The 18,380-nt window shown below is 39.3% G+C and carries 17 protein-coding genes and 1 pseudogene; 6 read left to right on the top strand and 12 right to left on the bottom strand.

All coding sequences use genetic code 11. From position 1 onward, the window contains the following. The first annotated feature begins 160 nt into the window (after window positions 1–160). Complete coding sequence (locus tag C794_RS18545; protein WP_017798677.1) at window positions 161–793, top strand: FMN-dependent NADH-azoreductase; 633 nt, start codon at window positions 161–163, stop codon at window positions 791–793. A 145-nt stretch (window positions 794–938) separates the two neighbouring features. Here the strand turns inward: C794_RS18545 and C794_RS18540 are convergent, their stop codons facing one another. Beyond that, window positions 939–2,540: an FMN-binding glutamate synthase family protein gene (locus tag C794_RS18540; protein WP_017798676.1), complete on the bottom strand. Its 1,602-nt coding sequence runs from the start codon at window positions 2,538–2,540 to the stop codon at window positions 939–941. A 131-nt stretch (window positions 2,541–2,671) separates the two neighbouring features. Continuing rightward, the gene (locus C794_RS18535) at window positions 2,672–3,547 is read right to left on the bottom strand and encodes a LysR family transcriptional regulator (RefSeq protein WP_017798675.1); all 876 of its coding nucleotides are present in this window, start codon (window positions 3,545–3,547) and stop codon (window positions 2,672–2,674) included. Window positions 3,548–3,660: 113 nt separating this feature from the next. On the opposite strand from C794_RS18535, the gene C794_RS18530 reads away from it, so the two are divergent. Beyond that, window positions 3,661–4,683 carry a YeiH family protein gene (locus C794_RS18530; protein ID WP_017798674.1) on the top strand — a complete coding sequence of 341 codons (1,023 nt, stop codon included), beginning with the start codon at window positions 3,661–3,663 and terminating at the stop codon, window positions 4,681–4,683. A 123-nt stretch (window positions 4,684–4,806) separates the two neighbouring features. Here the strand turns inward: C794_RS18530 and C794_RS18525 are convergent, their stop codons facing one another. From C794_RS18525 to C794_RS18485, 9 genes are all read right to left on the bottom strand, one after another. Next, window positions 4,807–6,114, bottom strand: a complete 1,308-nt coding sequence (locus C794_RS18525) for a TRAP transporter large permease (protein WP_017798673.1) — start codon at window positions 6,112–6,114, stop codon at window positions 4,807–4,809. Then, window positions 6,105–6,611 (bottom strand): TRAP transporter small permease, encoded by a 507-nt coding sequence (locus C794_RS18520; protein WP_017798672.1) that lies wholly within the window; start codon window positions 6,609–6,611, stop codon window positions 6,105–6,107. Before C794_RS18520 ends, C794_RS18525 begins: the two co-directional genes overlap by 10 nt. Before the next feature lie 30 nt (window positions 6,612–6,641). Further along, window positions 6,642–7,664 carry a TRAP transporter substrate-binding protein gene (locus C794_RS18515; RefSeq protein ID WP_017798671.1) on the bottom strand — a complete coding sequence of 341 codons (1,023 nt, stop codon included), beginning with the start codon at window positions 7,662–7,664 and terminating at the stop codon, window positions 6,642–6,644. Window positions 7,665–7,985: 321 nt separating this feature from the next. Further along, window positions 7,986–9,179, bottom strand: coding sequence for a Gfo/Idh/MocA family protein (locus C794_RS18510; RefSeq protein ID WP_017798670.1), 1,194 nt, complete (start codon window positions 9,177–9,179; stop codon window positions 7,986–7,988). Next, window positions 9,176–10,267, bottom strand: coding sequence for a Gfo/Idh/MocA family protein (locus C794_RS18505; RefSeq protein ID WP_017798669.1), 1,092 nt, complete (start codon window positions 10,265–10,267; stop codon window positions 9,176–9,178). The genes C794_RS18510 and C794_RS18505 overlap by 4 nt, the downstream gene beginning before the upstream one ends. 354 nt (window positions 10,268–10,621) lie before the next feature. Beyond that, window positions 10,622–11,446 carry a sugar phosphate isomerase/epimerase family protein gene (locus tag C794_RS18500; RefSeq protein WP_017798668.1) on the bottom strand — a complete coding sequence of 275 codons (825 nt, stop codon included), beginning with the start codon at window positions 11,444–11,446 and terminating at the stop codon, window positions 10,622–10,624. Next, on the bottom strand, window positions 11,443–12,621 hold the full coding sequence (locus tag C794_RS18495; protein WP_017798667.1) for a dihydrodipicolinate synthase family protein: 1,179 nt from the start codon (window positions 12,619–12,621) through the stop codon (window positions 11,443–11,445). Before C794_RS18495 ends, C794_RS18500 begins: the two co-directional genes overlap by 4 nt. A 14-nt stretch (window positions 12,622–12,635) precedes the next feature. Next, window positions 12,636–13,787 (bottom strand): Gfo/Idh/MocA family protein, encoded by a 1,152-nt coding sequence (locus C794_RS18490; RefSeq protein ID WP_017798666.1) that lies wholly within the window; start codon window positions 13,785–13,787, stop codon window positions 12,636–12,638. Window positions 13,788–13,948: 161 nt separating this feature from the next. Next, a complete protein-coding gene (locus tag C794_RS18485) occupies window positions 13,949–14,755 on the bottom strand; it encodes an AraC family transcriptional regulator (protein ID WP_017798665.1) in 807 nt (268 codons plus the stop codon). A gap of 183 nt (window positions 14,756–14,938) precedes the next feature. Here C794_RS18485 and C794_RS18480 point away from each other — a divergent pair, with 183 nt between their 5' ends. The 4 genes from C794_RS18480 to map all read left to right on the top strand — a co-directional run bounded on the left by C794_RS18480 (window position 14,939) and on the right by map (window position 16,674). Next, window positions 14,939–15,349 carry a GNAT family N-acetyltransferase gene (locus tag C794_RS18480; RefSeq protein ID WP_017798664.1) on the top strand — a complete coding sequence of 137 codons (411 nt, stop codon included), beginning with the start codon at window positions 14,939–14,941 and terminating at the stop codon, window positions 15,347–15,349. A 53-nt stretch (window positions 15,350–15,402) separates the two neighbouring features. Then, the gene (locus C794_RS20900; protein WP_017798663.1) at window positions 15,403–15,570 is read left to right on the top strand and encodes a hypothetical protein; all 168 of its coding nucleotides are present in this window, start codon (window positions 15,403–15,405) and stop codon (window positions 15,568–15,570) included. A 67-nt stretch (window positions 15,571–15,637) separates the two neighbouring features. Then, window positions 15,638–15,841 carry a hypothetical protein gene (locus tag C794_RS18470; protein ID WP_017798662.1) on the top strand — a complete coding sequence of 68 codons (204 nt, stop codon included), beginning with the start codon at window positions 15,638–15,640 and terminating at the stop codon, window positions 15,839–15,841. Between the two features lie 92 nt (window positions 15,842–15,933). After that, window positions 15,934–16,674 carry a type I methionyl aminopeptidase gene (map, locus tag C794_RS18465; RefSeq protein ID WP_017798661.1) on the top strand — a complete coding sequence of 247 codons (741 nt, stop codon included), beginning with the start codon at window positions 15,934–15,936 and terminating at the stop codon, window positions 16,672–16,674. 66 nt (window positions 16,675–16,740) lie between these two features. On the opposite strand, the pseudogene C794_RS20055 reads toward map, so the two are convergent. Next, window positions 16,741–18,140, bottom strand: a pseudogene (locus C794_RS20055) (DUF1565 domain-containing protein). Window positions 18,141–18,380: the final 240 nt, after the last annotated feature.

Here is an 18,380-nt window from a genome sequence, read left to right as displayed (position 1 = left end):
ATCTCCAATCTAATATTTTTAGACATTTTATATAAATTGTATCTTATGCGACAAAATGACGTTTTTGTTGCTGGGATTATGCATCCATTGCATCTATAATCTAATTATACAACAACTGTTGCATATGCGATAGATGTTACTATAACTAGGAGGATGTTAAATGAATATATTAGTAGTAAAATCCAATAATCGACCAGATGGTGTATCAAGTAAAATGTATGATACATTTATGGATACAATTAAAGAAGAAAATCATTTGGATGTAGCGGTGTATGATGTTTTTAAAGAAGATATGCCATATTTCGGTCAGGATTATTTCAATGCCTTAATCAAATTACAAAGTGGCGAAAAATTATCTGAAATAGAACAGCGTATTTTAGATGCAAAACAAAAAGCGAAAGATCTGTTTGCCGCGGCTGATCTGGTCGTCTTCGCGTTTCCATTGTGGAATTTAACGATTCCTGCCAAGCTTCAAACCTTTATTGATTATATTGATGAAGCTGGCTATACCTTTAAATATAGTGAAAATGGTACACCAGTATATTTGATGCCAGACAAAAAAATCATTTTTCTTAATGCACGTGGTGGGGATTACTCTTTACCAGAAATGCAAAAAATGGAACACGCTGTTAATTATATGCGCGATATCTTTGTTGGAATGTTTGGTATGAACGTTACGGATGAGATCATTATTGAAGGGCATAATGCGATGCCTGATAAAGCCGAGGAAATTATTAAAAATGGAAATCGTAAAGTAGCTGAAACAGCAAGAAAATTAATGCAAAAGGTCTAAATAAGAGAAAAGCGATAAAAGAATATAAAATGCATGTTGTTGACTGGAAGAGAGACGAAATTAATAGAGACTCCATTCCAGTCAACATTGCTTTATTAATTAGCTTAATGAGCATCCTGTTTGTCGTCATTCCATAAAAAACGCATTAAGGTGTTGATGCGGATTTTTGCATGGTATACCATTCTTCTAAATTTTTCACACGATGATGTTCATCTATATACGAAATGTGTTCATGATTAAAGCCTGTTGGACTGGTTAGCCCTGCTGCTGCAGAAATACGAAACAGGCTCTCGCGAAGGGTCACAAGGTAATTTAGTGCACGATATTGTTTTTCATCAATGACGAGTGCTTCTTGCAGTTTCGCATCAGTCGTTGCGACGCCGACAGGGCAACGATTCGTATGACAAATCTGTGCCATAATGCATCCTACTGATATCATAAATGCGCGTGCAATATTGACTAGATCAGCGCCCATCGCTAAAACCACTGCGATGCGATCTGCGGTAAAAAGTTTTCCGGAGGCAATAATCTTTGTACGGTCACGAATCCCATATTTTTTCAATGTTTGATCCACGATCATCACTGCTGATTTTACTGGTAATCCAACACGGTCTGCGAGTTCTTGAAAGGAAGCACCAGTGCCTCCTTCTGAACCGTCAATGGTTATAAAATCAGGTCCTATTCCTGATTCTTTCATATAAGATGCAATTTCTTCAAAGGAATCCGAACTTCCGAGAACAACCTTTATTCCAACAGGTAACCCGGTATGATTGCGTATTTTTTCGATAAACGAAAACATGGTCGGTACATCATCAAATTCATTGAATCGATTCGGACTGTTAATTTCTTTGTATGGTTCGACGTTACGAATATTTGCAATCTCTTCTGTGACTTTCTCTGCGTCCACATGTCCGCCACGTGTTTTCGCTCCTTGGGCAAGTTTGAGTTCAAATGCCTTCACCTGTGGTATCGCTGCTTTCTTTTTCAAAAGATCCCAGCTAAACTCTCCATTTTTAGAACGCACACCGAATAGACCAGGTCCAATTTGCGCGATAATATCGGTGTCCCCTTTTAGATGATAATCGGATAAGCCGCCTTCACCTGTATTCATCCACGCTCCGCCAGCCATGCCAATTCCTTTCGATAGTGCTGTAATCGCATGTTCTCCGAGGGAACCATAGCTCATTGCGGACATGCCTACCAAACTTTTTACACGGAAGGGAGCACGGGAAGAAGGGCCAATCACCACTGTATTTTTATCGGTAAGTAACCACGGTTTTATAGGTTTATCTTGTAGTTCTTCCTTCCGGCTGAGAAGGTTATCCTCTTGAATCTCGTAAACTTTTGAATGAATCTCTTTGTCGTTATCTACTTCAAGTTCACTCTGTTGCTTTGGAAACATGGCATTTTTTACATAGAAGTCAGCCTTTTCAAAGTCACGAATCGAACCGAATCCGAGCATATTCTTTTGATATTTTGCAGGCATGACAATATCTTGATAGTCCTTACGTGAAAAAGGCTTTCCAGATCTATCATCATCAAATAAATACTGCCGGAGCTCTGGACCGGTTTTTTCAAAAATATAGCGTAGTTTTCCAAGTATCGGAAAGTTACGTAAAATTGCATGCTGATCTTGTTTCCGGTCTTTTCCATATATATATCCAAACATAAGTAGTGGAATGATAATGATGGCAATAACAAGCAAACATGTTGCTAACAAAATGATATTTGTAGCAGAAAACTCCATGAAATACATCCCCTTTTAGGTAATTTAGTATCACTCCGCTGAATGAAGTTACTTTCTCTCTGTTATGTAATTACCCGGTTTGAAAAGGATTACACATGGAGGCCCCGGTCATAGAGAAAAGTATTCCACTATTATTCCTCTCCATTTGTTAATGTATCGATTAATAATTGTGTATTTCGGTTTAGTTGCGATCCTTTCGTTAAGACATAGGAAAAATCTCGTTTTTCATATAGAGATTCAATCGGAACCATCTTTAGCCTCCCATGAGCTAATTCTTCTTTGATAGTTGCTTCAGACAATAGAGCTAAACCTAATCCATTGGTAACACTATTCTTTATCCCTTGTGTCGAACTAATAACCAAAGTTGATTTGACTTGAATTCCATTGGATTGAATGAGGTGATCAAAGTATTGTCGTGTACCAGAACCTTCTTCTCTTATAACCCATTTATGATGATGTAAATCCGCTAAGGTTTTAAAATTTGTCTCATATTCGGGGGAGCAGACAATGACGAGTCGATCTTCTTTAAAAGCAGATTGTAACACGTCTTTCGTGTAGTTAGATCCTTCCACCAGTCCGATGTCCACCTCAAGTCTGCGAACAGAATCAATGATCTTTTCCGTGTTGCCAATCGTCACATAAAAGTCTAACTGCTCGTATTGATTCTGCAATGACGCCATCACTTCTGGAAGGAGGTATTCACCAATGGTAAAACTAGCCCCTACTCGAATAAGACCAGAAGCGGTTTGTTTCTTTTGATAAAGATGTTCTTGGAGCTGTTGATATTGACTCCATATCTTCAATGCATGTTCATAAAACAACTCCCCTTCAGGTGTAAGATGAACACGCTTCGTCGTACGTTGGATGAACGATGTTGCAAACTTGTTCTCTAAATTTTTTATATGAACACTAACCGTTGGTTGAGACAATGCGCGTTTTGTTGCTGTCCGTGTAAAATTCTTTTCGCGTGCGAGAACAATAAAGGTCTCTAGTTCTTCCATATGCATGGTTACATTCCTCGTTTATTAAGTTTATTAATAAATACTATTATATATATTTATTTCAAAAATAAAAGATGCCAGTCTATACTGTTTATAGACAGAGAAGGAGGCACAACAAGATGCAGCAATTACATCCAGATAACAAGACACGGTCCTTTTATACAGGAATATGTATTACTCTTATAATTGCCTTGATGGGAGCGTTGCTCGGTAAGATTCCTTACCTCGATATTGTGGGACAACTTGTTCTAGCGATTATTATAGGAATGGTATGGGGACACACCATTGGTTTGAAAAATTCACATCGATCTGGCGTACAGTTTTCCAGTAAAAAGTTGTTAAGGATAGGGATTATTCTATTAGGATTGCGGCTGAATCTATCAGACATGTATGATGCGGGTCTACACGCTTTCCTATATGCCGGATTGCTATTAACGATTGCATTGGTGACCGTCTATAGCTTGGCGAGGTTGTTTCATGTTAATAAGACATTAAGTATATTGACGGCTTGTGGAACGGCAATATGTGGAGCTGCTGCGATTGTTGCTATTGCCCCTTTAGTAAAAGCGAAAGAAAGCACGACAGCAGTCAGTGTCGCTGTTATTGCTGTACTTGGGACGATGTTTACACTTATTTATACATTGATGTACCCTTTCTTACCATTTACCGATTATCAGTACGGTATTTTTTCGGGAGGGACGTTGCATGAAATTGCTCATGCAGTAGCTGCTTCGACTGCTGGGGGAGAAGAAGCGGAGAATATTGCTATTGTGGTAAAACTAACTAGAGTTGCCTTACTTGTTCCCGTAGCTATATTGATCGGTATCTATGTAAAGAAAAGAGAACCCCAAAACGATAAGCAAGGTTATTCCTTAAAAACGCTCCCTATACCATGGTTTATATTCGGTTTTCTTGCCATGAGTGCGATTAATACAATTGGATTCTTACCTGAAAGTGTCGTGAACTTGCTGATTGCAGCAGCATATCTGCTTTTAAGTATGGCAATGGCTGGTTTAGGCTTAAATGTGGAGTTCTCTGTATTTAAGAAGTTCGGTTTGCATGTCTTCTTGGCAGCATTACTAGGAACATTGGTTTTAATCGGATGCGGATTTGGTTTCATATACTTGATGGGCTTAGGCTAGGACTGAAGTTAGTTTAGTAGAAACGAGTGCTGAAGTGATGTGTATCTAAAAAATCACCGATTTACGTTTATATTCGTAACTCGGTGATTTTTTCCTGCAAGATTCTTATTGATGAAGATTTACTTAATCCAATAATCCAAATAACCTCGGTAAGAATAAGCTGATTTCTGGAATAAACGCAACTAACAATAGTGCTACAATTAATGGGATATAGAAGATCAGTAGCTTCGGTATAATTTTTTCTATAGGTACACCACTGACACTACTTCCGATAAATAACACAGTTCCAATTGGCGGAGTTGTCACACCAATAGCAAGGGCTACTGCCATAATCATTCCAAAATGAACAGGATCGATACCCATTTGCGTTGCTACAGGGAAGAATATCGGTGTAAAAATTAATAGAGCTGGTGCAATATCCATAAATGTTCCAACTACTAGTAAAATGACTAACATGATTAATAATAGAATTACTGTATTATTTGTAATACTTAATAGACTGCTCGTAATAGCCTGTGGTATACCTGCGTATGCAAGCACCCATGACATCGCGGTAGATGCTCCTATTAATAACATGATAATACCAGAATAAATCGTCGTTTCTCTAAGTATTTTAGGGATATCGGTTAGTTTTAACTGACGGTAAATGACGCTAAGAATAGCGGCATATAGCACAGCCACTGCTGCTCCTTCCGTCGCTGTGAAAATCCCTCCGGCAATTCCACCTATGACAATAATAATTAATAATAAGCTAGGGATTGCTTGTATAATTACTTTGAATGATTCGCCACCACTGATTGGCTTTGAAACAGGGTATTTGGCTTTTTTAGCTAATATATAAGCGACAATCATCATTAGCGCAATCATCAATAGACCTGGCAAATATCCTGCGATAAATAAAGCGCCAATCGATGTTCCGCCGGTTAATAGAGAATAAATAATTGGCATCCCGCTTGGAGGGATAATTAATCCTGTCGGTGCAGAAGCAATATTTACAGCTGCTGCATACGAAGGGTCATATCCTGCTTTTTTCTCTTGAGGGTGCATAATCCGTCCCATCGTTGCTGCTGCGGCAATTGCTGAACCAGATATCGCACCAAATAATGTATTTCCGATAATATTCGTATGTGCGAGTGAACCGGACATTCTTCCACCAATTAACTTCGCTAAATTAATCAGCCGATCGGCAATCCCGCCATTGTTCATAATACTTCCAGCCAACATAAAGAAAACAAGCGCTAATAACACCGTACTATCTAGACCGGTAATAATTTGTTGGGACACCGCTAATAAGGATGGTGTCATTGGCAATAGAATTAAAATAGAAACAAAAGAAGAAATAGTGATACTTACGGCGATCGGTACGCCAATAAATAAGAGTAAGAAAAACGATCCAAATAATATAATGGCTGTCCAGACGGTTACATCCATGTATTCTCACCCTTTTCAAATGAATTGGAGCGATCGATGCCCTGGCGTTCCGAAATATGGATGATTTGATAGAAAATGATGATGACCCCACAAATTGGAAGAACACCATATACTAATCCCATTGGCATATTCAAAATCGGTGACAGTTCCGCCATCGTTGGTTGTGCAATATTAAAACCACCAATCACCATCACAAATAGTGCAAATACAATGACGAGCATATCAATGAACCAACGTAAGATTTTATGAGCTTGACCAGTTATCTTATCTCTTAAAAAGGTAAGAGATAAATGTTCATCTTGACCAAATGCATAAGCAGCACCAATTACTGCTACCCAGATTAACGAAAATCGTAACACTTCCTGAGTGACAATACTAGGGTCTTGCAATACGAATCTTGTGAACACTTGCCATATTGCTGCGACTACTAAAAATAAGATTAAGATGCTGGTAATGGTTAACAGTCCTAAATCAATCCAGCGTTTTACTTTCTTCACTTGAACTCCTCCAAACTTTCATTACTTCCGTTACTCTATTGCTTCTATTTCTTTAAGCAATGCGTCAATCGCATGATTTGCTTCTCGTTGTTCTTTTAACAGTGGTTCTACTAATGCTCGGAATGGTGCTTGATCAGGATTGGAAAATTCTACACCCATTTCTTCTTCTGCTTGGGCCATACTGTCTTCAATCATCTGATCCCATCTTTCATTATGTGCTTCTGTACTCTCCTGACCAGCTTCGACTAAAGCCTGTTGTTCGGTCGCATCTAATTTATTCCATGCTGCGTCACTCATAATCAGGAAATCTGGTATTCTAGTATGTTCATCAAACGAAAATTGTTTCGCAACTTCACCATGATTAGCATCCGTTAATGCAATCGGGCTACTTTCCGCGCCATCGATAATCCCTTGTTGCAAGCTCGTATATATTTCTGTTGCGCCCATTGGTGTTGGCGAAGCACCAAGCAACTCGACCATATCGATGGCAGTTACATTGTTCATTACTCTAATTTTAAGTCCTCTCAAGTCTTCAGGCGTTTCAATCTTCGTGTCTGCAGTATAGAAACTTCGTGCACCAGCATCATAAAATGTGATTCCACGTAATTGTACTTCTTCTAGATCTTCATACATTTGGCTCACTGTATCCGTTTCCATAAATTGACGAAAATGTGCATCATCTCGAAAGACATAAGGGAGGCTAAAAACAGAAAATGTCTCATCAAATTGAGATATCACTCCACCATTTACTTTGGTCATATCGATGACGCCATTTTGTACAAGTTCCATCACTTTTGTCTCTTCTCCTAGAACTCCATCTGTATAGATTTTGATGTTTACCGATCCATTTGTTTTCTTCTCTACTTTTTCTGCTAACTCTTCTAAACTTTGATATACAGGGCTTGCTTCATTATGAATATGAGCTAGTGTCAACGTTGTTGTTTGTTCTTGACCAGATGCTACATTTTCTGTAGCGGAACAAGCATTTAGAAAGAAGAATGCTAACAGCAACGTACTAATCAGTAAACCTCTTTTTATTGAGTAAAGTTTCATGTACAAACTCCTTCCATCATTGTAAATCACAGTGCGTAAACGTCCGTAAGAAGAACGTAAAGAAGAGGGCTAACAGACATTAACACCCGGATAAATTTCGATATCTATCCAAGAGATATTCATTCCAAATATTTTATGGATAGATTGGGTAGTATTTTCAGATAATTATATTTTAAGCGCTTTCAAAAACGGTGTCTTATTAATATAAGAATTACTATCTCAATTTCAGAAATAAAGAAAAACGGACAAAAGCGGGAATTGGATGTAAAAATGTCCAAACTACTTGTTATGTATAGTCCGGACATTTTAATCGTGTTTTTGCTATTCGTATGGATAGCTATTTTCGGGAATTTGAATCGTTGTTGGTTGCTGCGACCAAAGAATGTTCATTTCACTTGGGAGCTTATACGCATCGTAACAAGATAAAAAGTTTTCTTCTAATTGGTGCACGTATGTTTGTTGTGTATGAGCATCTTGTTTTATGATTGACGCAGGAAAATGTGGGACTTTCGAAATTGATCGATGTATGTATTCAATACTAATTAAATGTGAATATGCAGCTTCTATACTACAAGGGATGGAGGTTTCTTCGTTTAACACAGCTTGAATACACACATCTAGCTTCTGAGAATGTGCAGCCTCAGGATCTCCGTAACTTTTCGTTGCTCCATCTTTAAACACAGCTTGCATATTGCCTCCTGCTTCATAGGTAATCGTGGCGTGTTCACATTCTAAAGTAACATTGGGACCAATTGTAGAATCGACCGCATGAGAAACGAGGTATACCAATTCTACAGACTGTTCTGTGTTCGCTCGTAACGCACATGTATCAAAAGTTTCGATAGGATTCGCTTTGTATAACTCTACTTTTAAACTTTCAATTTTCGCACTTTGTTTGGTTGTATCTCCTAATACATAAAGGAGATGGTGGAGGAAGTGGGATGCTGCGTTATTAGCGATGCTATCGTATATAGCTTCCCCGTTTGGGCCGAGGCGTTTGCCTGCCCAATTGGAGCGCTGGAAGTACTGTTTATTTCGAGGCCATAGCACGAGACTTTTCCCACGTAATGGCTTTCCGAACCGTCCTTCTTGTATGTCCTTTTTTAATTGCTGTACAGGCGTGCTGAACGACCAATTAAACCCAACAGCTAAAAAGCGTCCGGTTTTATCTCTTGTTTCGCGCATTTGATTGGCTTCTTCTAATGATCCAGCAATTGGTTTCTCACAAAGAACATTACTGCCATTTTCCATTGCAGTAATCGATTGTCGTGCATGTAAATGAATGGGACTAGAAATAATCGCTAAGTCCGCAGAAGCTTGTTTGTAAAATTCATCAAGGGATAAATAACAAGGAATTCCTAGTGCTTCTAGTTTAGAAAAATAGGTACTGCGTTCAGGCTGTATATCTACGACACCCTTAACCCAAGCCAGGTATCCTCTTTCTTCTAAAGCTTGTAAGTAAATTTCGCCATATCCGGCGATGCCGACTAAGACAATATCACATGTTTGTTTCAACGAATGCCACCTTCTTTCTTCTGTGTATCTGCACGGTGTTGTGCTAACAGGCAAAGCTCGGCTGCCTTAAATGCATGTTCTTGCGGCATTGCGGTGGAAGTGTTCTCTAGAATATCATGTGCCAACCGATAAAAGTAAGGGTAACCAACTTTTCCTCTGACGTCGTATAGCCTTTCTCCACCATGATTGACCAAATATAAACGCTCACCATCTGAGTTACTCGTAATGTCGACGTATTTTCGTAATTCAATGTAACCGTCTGTGCCTAAGATAGTGGTACGTCCATCTCCCCAATTACTTAATCCGTCTGGCGTGAACCAGTCGACACGGAAATAATGCATGGCACCATTATCTCCAATTAAATGAACATCACCATAATCTTCAAATTCTGGATGCTCTGGGTGGGCAAAGTTCCGAACTGTGCTGCTTTGGATGGTTGCGTCTTTTGCATGGGTGAACCAGAGAAATTGTTCTATTTGATGACTTCCGATATCACTTATGATTCCTCCATAATATGCTTTTTGAAAGAACCACTCTGGTCTGTTTGTTATGTTTAAACGATGGGGTCCTAATCCAAGGACTTGGATGACATCACCAATTGCACCTTGTTCCAGTAATTGTTCTGCAAAACCACTGCATTCGACTTGCAATCGTTCACTATAAAACACAGCCCATGTTAGACCAGTTTCGTTCACCTTTTCTCTCGCTGCATGTAGTTGCTCAAGAGTTTTAAATGGGGTTTTCGCTGAAAAGAAATGCTTTCCTGCATCAAGTACACGTAGACCAATGTGACCACGCTCAGAAGGGATGGCAGCACAGGCGACCATTTGAATCCCTTGATCTTGTAAGATTTCGTTTAGAGAAGAAGCTGTCTTCGCTTCGGGAAATTCTTCTTGAAAAGCTGCTATTTTATTTGGGTCTTTATCCCATACCCAGCTAATCACTGCACCTGCTTTCTTCATACCTTTACACATACTATAGATGTGGCCATGTTCCAATCCACAAGCAGCGATAAACAATGTATTTGGTTTAACGGGATTTTCCTGATGATGAATCGGTTCAAAGTCAGTATGATGCGTTGACTCCATCGTATGAAACCCTCCTTTAAAAATATTGGGTTAAAGTTTACCTTGAATCGGATTTGAAAAACTCGCTTCAGAAATATACTCCGCTTATCCAGAGGCGGCTGGTGAGCCTCCGGATGCTTATGCATCGGGGGTCTACCTATGCCTCACTCCCTCAGGACAAGGAAGACCTCGACAGCATTGCACCGCACGCAGAAAATCGATTTTTGATTTTCAAGGATTCTGCGTATATTTCTTACGCTTATTTTAGCTATCATCCGCGTGACATTGCGTCCTAGTTCTAGAAGAAAAAATCTGTCCTATACTTGCTACACCGAAAGCCGTTTTATCCAGTAAGTAACGCGCAGTAAAGCTTTTTTACACAGTAGTTAAGAAACGTTGTTTGATAAGCTCTAGACTTTCATCTCCGGGCATATCCCAAATAGCTTGGTTAATGATTTCTACTTCGATTGGTCCGTCGTAACCGTTGTCCTCTACTGCCCGGCGAATGCGTGGTAAATCAATGACCCCATCTCCCATCATCGAGCGACCTTTAAATAGATCTGGAAGCGGAACTTTCCAATCGGAAACATGATAGCCGAGAATCGTTCCTCTAGCTTTTTCAATTTCTTCATATAAGAAAGGATCCCACCAAACATGAAAGGCATCGATAACAACCCCGACTTGAGAAGAACCGAGCGAGCGTTGAAGCGTGTTTGCCTCTCCTAAAGTGGTAATGACGGAACGATCGGCAGCAAACATTGGATGAAGCGGCTCAATTCCTAATTTCACATTATGCTGCTCTGCAAATGGAATGATTTTCTCGATGCCTTCTTGCACCCATTTGCGGCCTTCTGCAATATCTTTATGTGGCGATGGACCACAGACAAGAACGAGTACATCAGTTCCTAGTTCGGCTGCTTCTTCAATTGCAACTTTATTATCTTCTATCCGTTCGGTCCGCTCTGCGGAAGTAAGTGCAGGAAACATACCGCCCCGACAAACACTGGAAACATTCAGCCCGGATGCAGCAATCATTTTTTTCGCTTTTTTCAATCCTACTTCTGCAATTTTATGACGCCAAACGGAAATCACAGGTATTTCATGATCGACGCAGCCATTGATGGCTTCTTCTAATGACCAATTTTCCGTAGTGATTTGATTCAAACTCAATCGCTGTAAATCTAGTTTAGTTACACTCATTTTTTAGCCTCCAATTGCTTAATCCCAGCTACTTCTAATATTGGTTGCATGCGTGCAATGGCTAGCTCAGGATCGGTTAGCACATTCGCTTGATCTGCAAGTTCAAATAGCTTTGTGAAGTGTAGAATAGATCGTGCGCTTTCTGCTCCAGCAATCATTCGAAAATGAGGTTGATGTCCGTTTAAATAAGCAAGAAAGACAATCCCAGTTTTGTATGCAAATGTCGGCTTCTGAAAGATATGGCGAGCGAGTGGCGTTGTTTTATCTAATCGTTCACGATACGTTTCTATATCTCCTTGGTCTAAAGCTTGAAAAGCAGAGGAAGCTGCCGGAGCAATCGCATCAAAAATTCCGAGTAAAGCATCGCTATATCCTTGGCTGTCTCCCTCGATGAGCTTCGTATAATTAAAGTCATCGCCAGTATACATCCGCACATTTTCTGGTAGCCTTCTGCGCATCGTAATTTCTTTTTGCTCATCTAATAAGGAAAGTTTGATGCCTTCAATCTTATCTGCATGTGTATGGATAATACGAAGGCAGACGTCCATCGCGTCGTCCAAGTTTTCATGTCCCCAATAGCCCGCTAACTGCGGATCGAACATATCCCCTAACCAATGCAAAATAACTGGTTGAGACACCTGACTTAGAATACGGTTATATACATATTCGTAATCCGATGCAGAAGTAGCACAAGCTGCGAGAGCACGACTAGCCATCAAAATCACTTTACTGCCTGCTCCTTCTACAAACGCTACCTGCTCTTCATAAGCATGAATGACATCTTCTAGACGTACTTCTGGACTCGGAGCCAGATGGTCTGTTCCAGCGCCGCTTGCAATATTTCCGCCGACACTTTTTGCTTCTTTTACCGAGCGGGTAATGAGTTCTTTCGCATGTTCAAAGTGAAGTCCCATTCCGCGTTGTGCCGTGTCCATCGCCTCTGCAACAGACATGCCGAGGGACCAGAGGTAATGACGATACTGCATAGTAAGTTCCCAATCAATCGCAGGTTCTTGTAATGGATTGTTGCTGCCAAACGGATCAGCTACGACATGCGCAGCTGAATAGGCAACCCGTGAATGAAAGGCACTTTTTTCGAGTTTTGGTAAAGGTTCTCGATTAACTAATTCATATAAATACGTTGATCCATCCGAATGAGGTAAATAGATATTCATTATGACTGCCTCCTCTAGACTTCCAGGCTTGGTACTTCTAGCCAACGACGCTCTTGTGAAGATTGTAAGCCCAAGTCTGCAAGTTGTGTACCTTTTGCACCTTCTAATAAATCCCATGGGAAAGCGTCATCCTGATATACATGTTTTAAGAACATTTCCCACTGGATTTTAAATGCATTCTCAAACACTTGATTATCTGGTACTTCCTCCCATTGATCTTGAAAATCAATCGTGTTTTTAAGGTCTGGATTCCAAACTGGTTTTGGAGTGTTTACTCGATGCTGTGTTTTACAGTCTCGTAAACCAGCTACCGCGCTTGCTTCGGTTCCATCAATTTGTATGGTTAATAGATCATCACGATCTACACGAACTGCCCAAGAAGAATTTACACTAGCAATTACACCATTTTCCAATTCGAAGGTTGCATAAGCAGCATCGTCGGCTGTAGCTTCGTACGTATTTCCTTCTTCATCGACACGTTTGTTAATGTGTGTAGTAGCAACAGTAGAGAGTGCTTGCACCGAACCGAATAAGTGGTCTAACACATAGCGCCAGTGCGGAAACATATCCACGATAATTCCGCCGCCTTCTTCTTTTTTATAATTCCAGGATGGACGCTGACATTCCTGCCAATCGCCTTCAAAAACCCAATATCCAAATTCCATACGCACAGACAAAATATCACCAAAGAATCCAGCATCAATTAATCGTTTTAGCTTCATCACGCCTGGAAGAAATAATTTATCTTGAACAACGCCATTTTTGACGCCGGCATCTTTTGCAAGTTTCGCTAGTCTTAATGATCCTTCTAATGATGTTGAGGTTGGTTTTTCGCAATAAATGTGTTTATTTGCTTCAATAGCTTGTTTAATCGCTTCCTCACGACGGGAAGTAGTTTGTGAATCAAAGTAAATGATGTTATTTTCATCTGCCAATGCTTCTTCTAAATTAGTAGTCCATCGTTCAATGGAATGTTCACTGGCAAGCGCTTTCAATTTATTCTCATTTCGACCGACAAGAATCGGATCAGGCATGAGATAATCTCCATTAGCTAGCTGTACGCCACCTTGTTCTCTTATTGCCATAATGGAACGTATTAAATGTTGTCTCGTTCCCATACGTCCAGTAACACCATTCATAATGATTCCAATCTTATTTGTAGTCATATAATTCCCTCCTAAACTGATTACGTTAAGTGTAAACATAACCATATAAGGTGTCTTATTAGAAGGGGAAACAAATTCTCATTTTCGGAAATCAATTAAAAACAGGTGAAATAACGTATTGTGTCATCGCCTGGAAATCTTAAGGATAAAAATATCCATGTCTAACGTTCTCTTTGCGTAATTCGATACATATTTGGTGGAACTCCAACGTTGTTCTTAAATAATCGGTAAAAGGTGGATAGCGATTCAAACCCAACTTCAAAACAGATTGAAACAATATCTTTATCGGTTTCGACTAACATCTGTTTCACTAAACCTAGTCGAACCTCCGTCAAGTACTGCATTGGAGTACTATTATAGTATTCTTTGAAAATACTTTGGATGTAACGTTTGCTGATGCCCATTCGGTCTGCAATATCTTCTGCATTTTTAATATCAAAATAACGTGTATCAATATAATGTTTTAGCTGTTCAACACGCAATGTATTGATATCCGTCTGGGAAGGTTCTTGAGAAGAGCGTGCAATGATAAAAAATAACTCTGCCATATATATCTTTAGACCAGTCTCCCATAACTTGTCACCATAAGATTGTTCATACAGCATTTTTCGAAGTAGCTGACGAATCTCACTACTATCAAATGTACTAAGCTTTTGTACGCGCGCTGATCGAAATACTTCGGGAATCAGTTCCACTTGTACATTCGAGTCAAATATATCTGTTTCAAATTCAAGCACCAAGACAGTCATTTTTGATGACGCAGCAATTGAGTGTTCCGTTGCAGGAGGGATGATAATAAAATTATCTTGTTCCATCGCATACTCTTGATGGTGCAGAGTACAGATACCAGTGCCTTTTAGTGTATATAATAGTTGATAAGTATCATGATAATGCGACTTTACTTTTTCTTTTTCATTGTGTTTACTTTCATATAAAGAGATCAATGCTTGATGCTTATCTGCTTTCAAGAAACATACCTCCTCGAATAACATATCTTTATTTGTGTTTGATTTTAGTATATCATTTATTCTGTTTATTTTTAATTTTGGTTGTTTTTGTTTGTTATTGCTTCGTGGATAAGTTTCCATTCATATATTAAAATAAAGGTAAGAAGAGTTTCGTCAGATTTAGTTTAAGGGAGGAATTAAGGTATGAAAGAACAGTATATGATCACGCATGAGCCGCCAAACCCAGTAGATTATAATAACTTGCGATTGGAAGGTGGAATGAGCGGGAAATCGCGCGAAGCATCTGAAGAGGGACTAAAGAATTCATTGTTTGTTGTTTGTGTATATGATGAAGAAACATTTATCGGGATGGGACGAGTCATTGGCGATGGAGGAACTTTCTTTCAGGTGGTAGATATTGTTGTTAAACCGGGCTATCAAGGACAAGGATTAGGTAAATTAATTATGGAACATATTATGAACTTTTTAGAAAAACATACATATCCCGATTCATATGTTAGCTTAATTGCCGATGGATCCGCGGATAAACTTTATAAACAATTTGGATTTAGTTATACTTATCCAAAATCACAAGGGATGTATCGGAAATACTAACGTCTGTAATTAGGTTGACCAGTAAAGGTTGAAAAAAGATTGGAGCGGTTAATATGGATAAATTCAATATTGGTGATATGGTGACTGTCGATGATAATCATATGCCTCTAGTTGGCACGGTGGTATATATCGATGAAAAGCGCGAAAGATATTTAGTACGTTTCGGCGGTTCCCAGCAAATGTATTATAAAGAAGAACAAATGACGCATTGGGAGAAGTAAAGGTTTCTTTCTTACGATCAAGTCTTTCTACCCGAATTAGTTAAATATGTATAAAGGAGGTAATTACATGTCCAAAGGTGTAAAAATAATGATGTTTGCAGCCTTAGTCCTTCCAGCATTTATAACTATATTCCGTATTATTCTTGATTATTTTTTAGGAAGGGAAATGGAATGGACGTCCTATTCCGCTGTATTCCTCGGATCAGCTGTTGGAGGATTATTTTTTGCTGGACCGCTGATGTATACGATTTTCAAAACCAAGGAGAATTGAATATGTTGAAGAAAAAGGTTTTTCTTCTATACTAGAATAGAGTCAAAAAACAAACATAGAACATATCATATGTAAAAAAGTAGGTGTATATAATGATCGCAAAGACGGAAGCGGATTTTAATGGATTAAAAGAAATAGGTAAAATTTGTGGTGCGATTCGAGATGAATTAGTTCGTTCTACCAAACCGGGAATTACTACAAAAGAACTTGATGAAATAGCGGGAACGATGTTTGAACAGGTAGGAGCTCAATCGGCGCCAAAAGGAGAATACGATTTCCCAGGATATACATGTATTAGCATTAATGAAGAAGTAGCGCACGGAATTCCGGGGGAACGGATTATTCAAGAAGGCGATATTGTTAACATAGATGTTTCCGGGTCGAAAAACGGTTATTTTGCAGATACTGGAATCTCCTTTGTAGCTGGGCAGGGAGAGGACATGTCACATAAAGTATGTGACGTTGTGAAAGAAGCATTCGAGGCTGGACTGGAGAAGGCAAAACCAGGTGTGAGCACAAGTGCGCTTGGAAAAGCTGCACACAATGTGGCAAAAAAACATGGCTTAACCGTAATCAAGAATCTTACTGGACACGGAATTGGTCGCTCCATTCATGAAGCGCCTGATCATATTTTCAGTTTTTTCTCTCGTTGGGATAATGAAATTTTAAAAGATGGTATGGTAATTGCCTTTGAACCATTTATCTCCACATTTGAAGAGCAAGTCTATCAAGCGGAAGATGGGTGGACCTTCCTAACGGTGGAAAGCGCGGTAGCTCAATACGAACATACCATTATTGTTACGAAAGAAGGGCCAATTATTACCACATTGTAAGAACAATAAAACCGCAATAAGGAGCGATTGTTGAGTAACACAGGAAATTATTATAGCTCTTCACGGTTATTCAAAAATTATCTCCTTAGCGGGTGAATCTTCTTTCAATTGAAAACTATTGCCGTCTTCATTTTCATATTCAGGATCGATATAACTAGATTGGGCATCACTGTTGGAAGCATCTACAAAATCAGAGAAAACAGTAAATTCCTCGTCCTTCCATACCCAAATACCATCCTTTCCTACTTCTTTATGGAAAATGTTCCCGCGAAGAGAGTTAGATGCATTTGTTGTAAAATAGTTTGCGATAAACAGGCGAGACGGGCCAGCTGTGAGTAGGTTCTTTTCGATAACATTCGTTTTCGTATCATGTTGTAATAAAAGCTGACCACCGCCTAGCCCTTTAGTGTCGTTACGGTACAAGGTATTTCTTGCGATGGTTGAATGGATCGTCCCGCCGCGATTTTATCATATCCACCGATGGAAATCCCCGTATAATAGTTGTTATAAATAATATTATCGATAATGCTAATATTCTCTGCATACTTTCCAGCATGCTCTGAGGTGGCTTCAATTCCAATATCAGCGTTATGTATAGTATTCTGCTCTATGGAAATATTTTTCCCGCCATCAACATAGATGCCACCCGCAGAATAATCTTCTCCATATGCGGGATTTCCATACGACGATATGTCATAGATACGGTTGTTTCGCACCGTCCCCTCCCGCACATAGTCAGTGCTTTTATTGAGTGCTACTCCCTCATAGCCAATCAAGTCAATGCCGATATTATCGCTTCTGCGAATGATATTATCCTCTATATAAAAACTTTCAATATTACCGTTAAGTACAAGGGATTCACTTGCACCTAGTTTTAAATCTTCTAAGAGATTACTTTTAATATGGATGTCTGTCATTTTTTTGGTTCCGTATACGGCAATCCCATGTGCATTTCCATCCTCAGCATGTGTCTCGATATGCTGAACGTGGTTATTCTCAATCGAAATATGACTGCTTGATCCCGTGATAAAAATTCCCATCACCGTTTCATCTGCTAGATTTGTAGATAGATTCTCCAATGTTAACCCATTAATGGTAATATAATTCTTGCTATCGATCGTAATTAAGGCAGTATTTCCCTCTGTATCTACATCATCTCCACGGGTAAGCGTCACGTCCTCATCATTGTAAGCTTTGAAAACAATAGGTTTTGATTTTGTCCCACTATGTTTGATATGAAGGTGCTCTTGATAAGTCCCTTCTCGAATGTATACGGTAGTGCCGTTTGTTGCTTGTGATGCAGCTTTGTTTAGTGTTCGAAATGGACTGGATTTCGTACCGTCGTTTTGATCGTTTCCGTTAGTTGCTACGTAGATCACATTCTCCGCCTTGGCAGAAGGATTGTTTAATAAAAAAACAGTGATAATCGTTGTTAGGGATAAAATAATAATAATTAATTTTCTCAATAGAACCATTCTTCTTTCTTGGAGTAATATTAGTTGATTATACACTTATTATAAAATCACTGCACCGCAGGAGAGGTATTTTAGATGTCATTTTAATGTAAGCAGTCGCTTCGGAAAAACACTACGCTTTCCGTGGGCTTGTCCTCAGCCTCCTCGATAAAGGAGATCGCTTTTTCTGCGGGGTCTTCACACTGCGCATTCCCACAGGAGTCTTCGTGTTTTTCCTCCGCTAGTCAGTTA

Source organism: Oceanobacillus kimchii X50 (genome assembly GCF_000340475.1).
Classification (GTDB): domain Bacteria; phylum Bacillota; class Bacilli; order Bacillales; family Amphibacillaceae; genus Oceanobacillus; species Oceanobacillus kimchii.
Note: the sequence above shows the minus strand (reverse complement) of the source record. Positions and strands in the feature narration are given on the sequence as shown.

Excerpts from the sequence above, each read along its gene's own strand:
- C794_RS18515 (WP_017798671.1), bottom strand. The coding sequence starts at position 7,664 with ATGAAACTTTACTCAATAAAAAGAGGTTTACTGATTAGTACGTTGCTG.
- C794_RS18525 (WP_017798673.1), bottom strand. The coding sequence starts at position 6,114 with ATGGATGTAACCGTCTGGACAGCCATTATATTATTTGGATCGTTTTTC.
- C794_RS18495 (WP_017798667.1), bottom strand. The coding sequence starts at position 12,621 with ATGAATATCTATTTACCTCATTCGGATGGATCAACGTATTTATATGAA.
- C794_RS18545 (WP_017798677.1), top strand. The coding sequence starts at position 161 with ATGAATATATTAGTAGTAAAATCCAATAATCGACCAGATGGTGTATCA.
- C794_RS18540 (WP_017798676.1), bottom strand. The coding sequence starts at position 2,540 with ATGGAGTTTTCTGCTACAAATATCATTTTGTTAGCAACATGTTTGCTT.
- C794_RS18490 (WP_017798666.1), bottom strand. The coding sequence starts at position 13,787 with ATGACTACAAATAAGATTGGAATCATTATGAATGGTGTTACTGGACGT.
- map (WP_017798661.1), top strand. The coding sequence starts at position 15,934 with ATGATCGCAAAGACGGAAGCGGATTTTAATGGATTAAAAGAAATAGGT.
- C794_RS18535 (WP_017798675.1), bottom strand. The coding sequence starts at position 3,547 with ATGCATATGGAAGAACTAGAGACCTTTATTGTTCTCGCACGCGAAAAG.
- C794_RS18530 (WP_017798674.1), top strand. The coding sequence starts at position 3,661 with ATGCAGCAATTACATCCAGATAACAAGACACGGTCCTTTTATACAGGA.
- C794_RS18480 (WP_017798664.1), top strand. The coding sequence starts at position 14,939 with ATGAAAGAACAGTATATGATCACGCATGAGCCGCCAAACCCAGTAGAT.
- C794_RS18470 (WP_017798662.1), top strand. The coding sequence starts at position 15,638 with ATGTCCAAAGGTGTAAAAATAATGATGTTTGCAGCCTTAGTCCTTCCA.
- C794_RS20900 (WP_017798663.1), top strand. The coding sequence starts at position 15,403 with ATGGATAAATTCAATATTGGTGATATGGTGACTGTCGATGATAATCAT.
- C794_RS18505 (WP_017798669.1), bottom strand. The coding sequence starts at position 10,267 with ATGGAGTCAACGCATCATACTGACTTTGAACCGATTCATCATCAGGAA.
- C794_RS18500 (WP_017798668.1), bottom strand. The coding sequence starts at position 11,446 with ATGAGTGTAACTAAACTAGATTTACAGCGATTGAGTTTGAATCAAATC.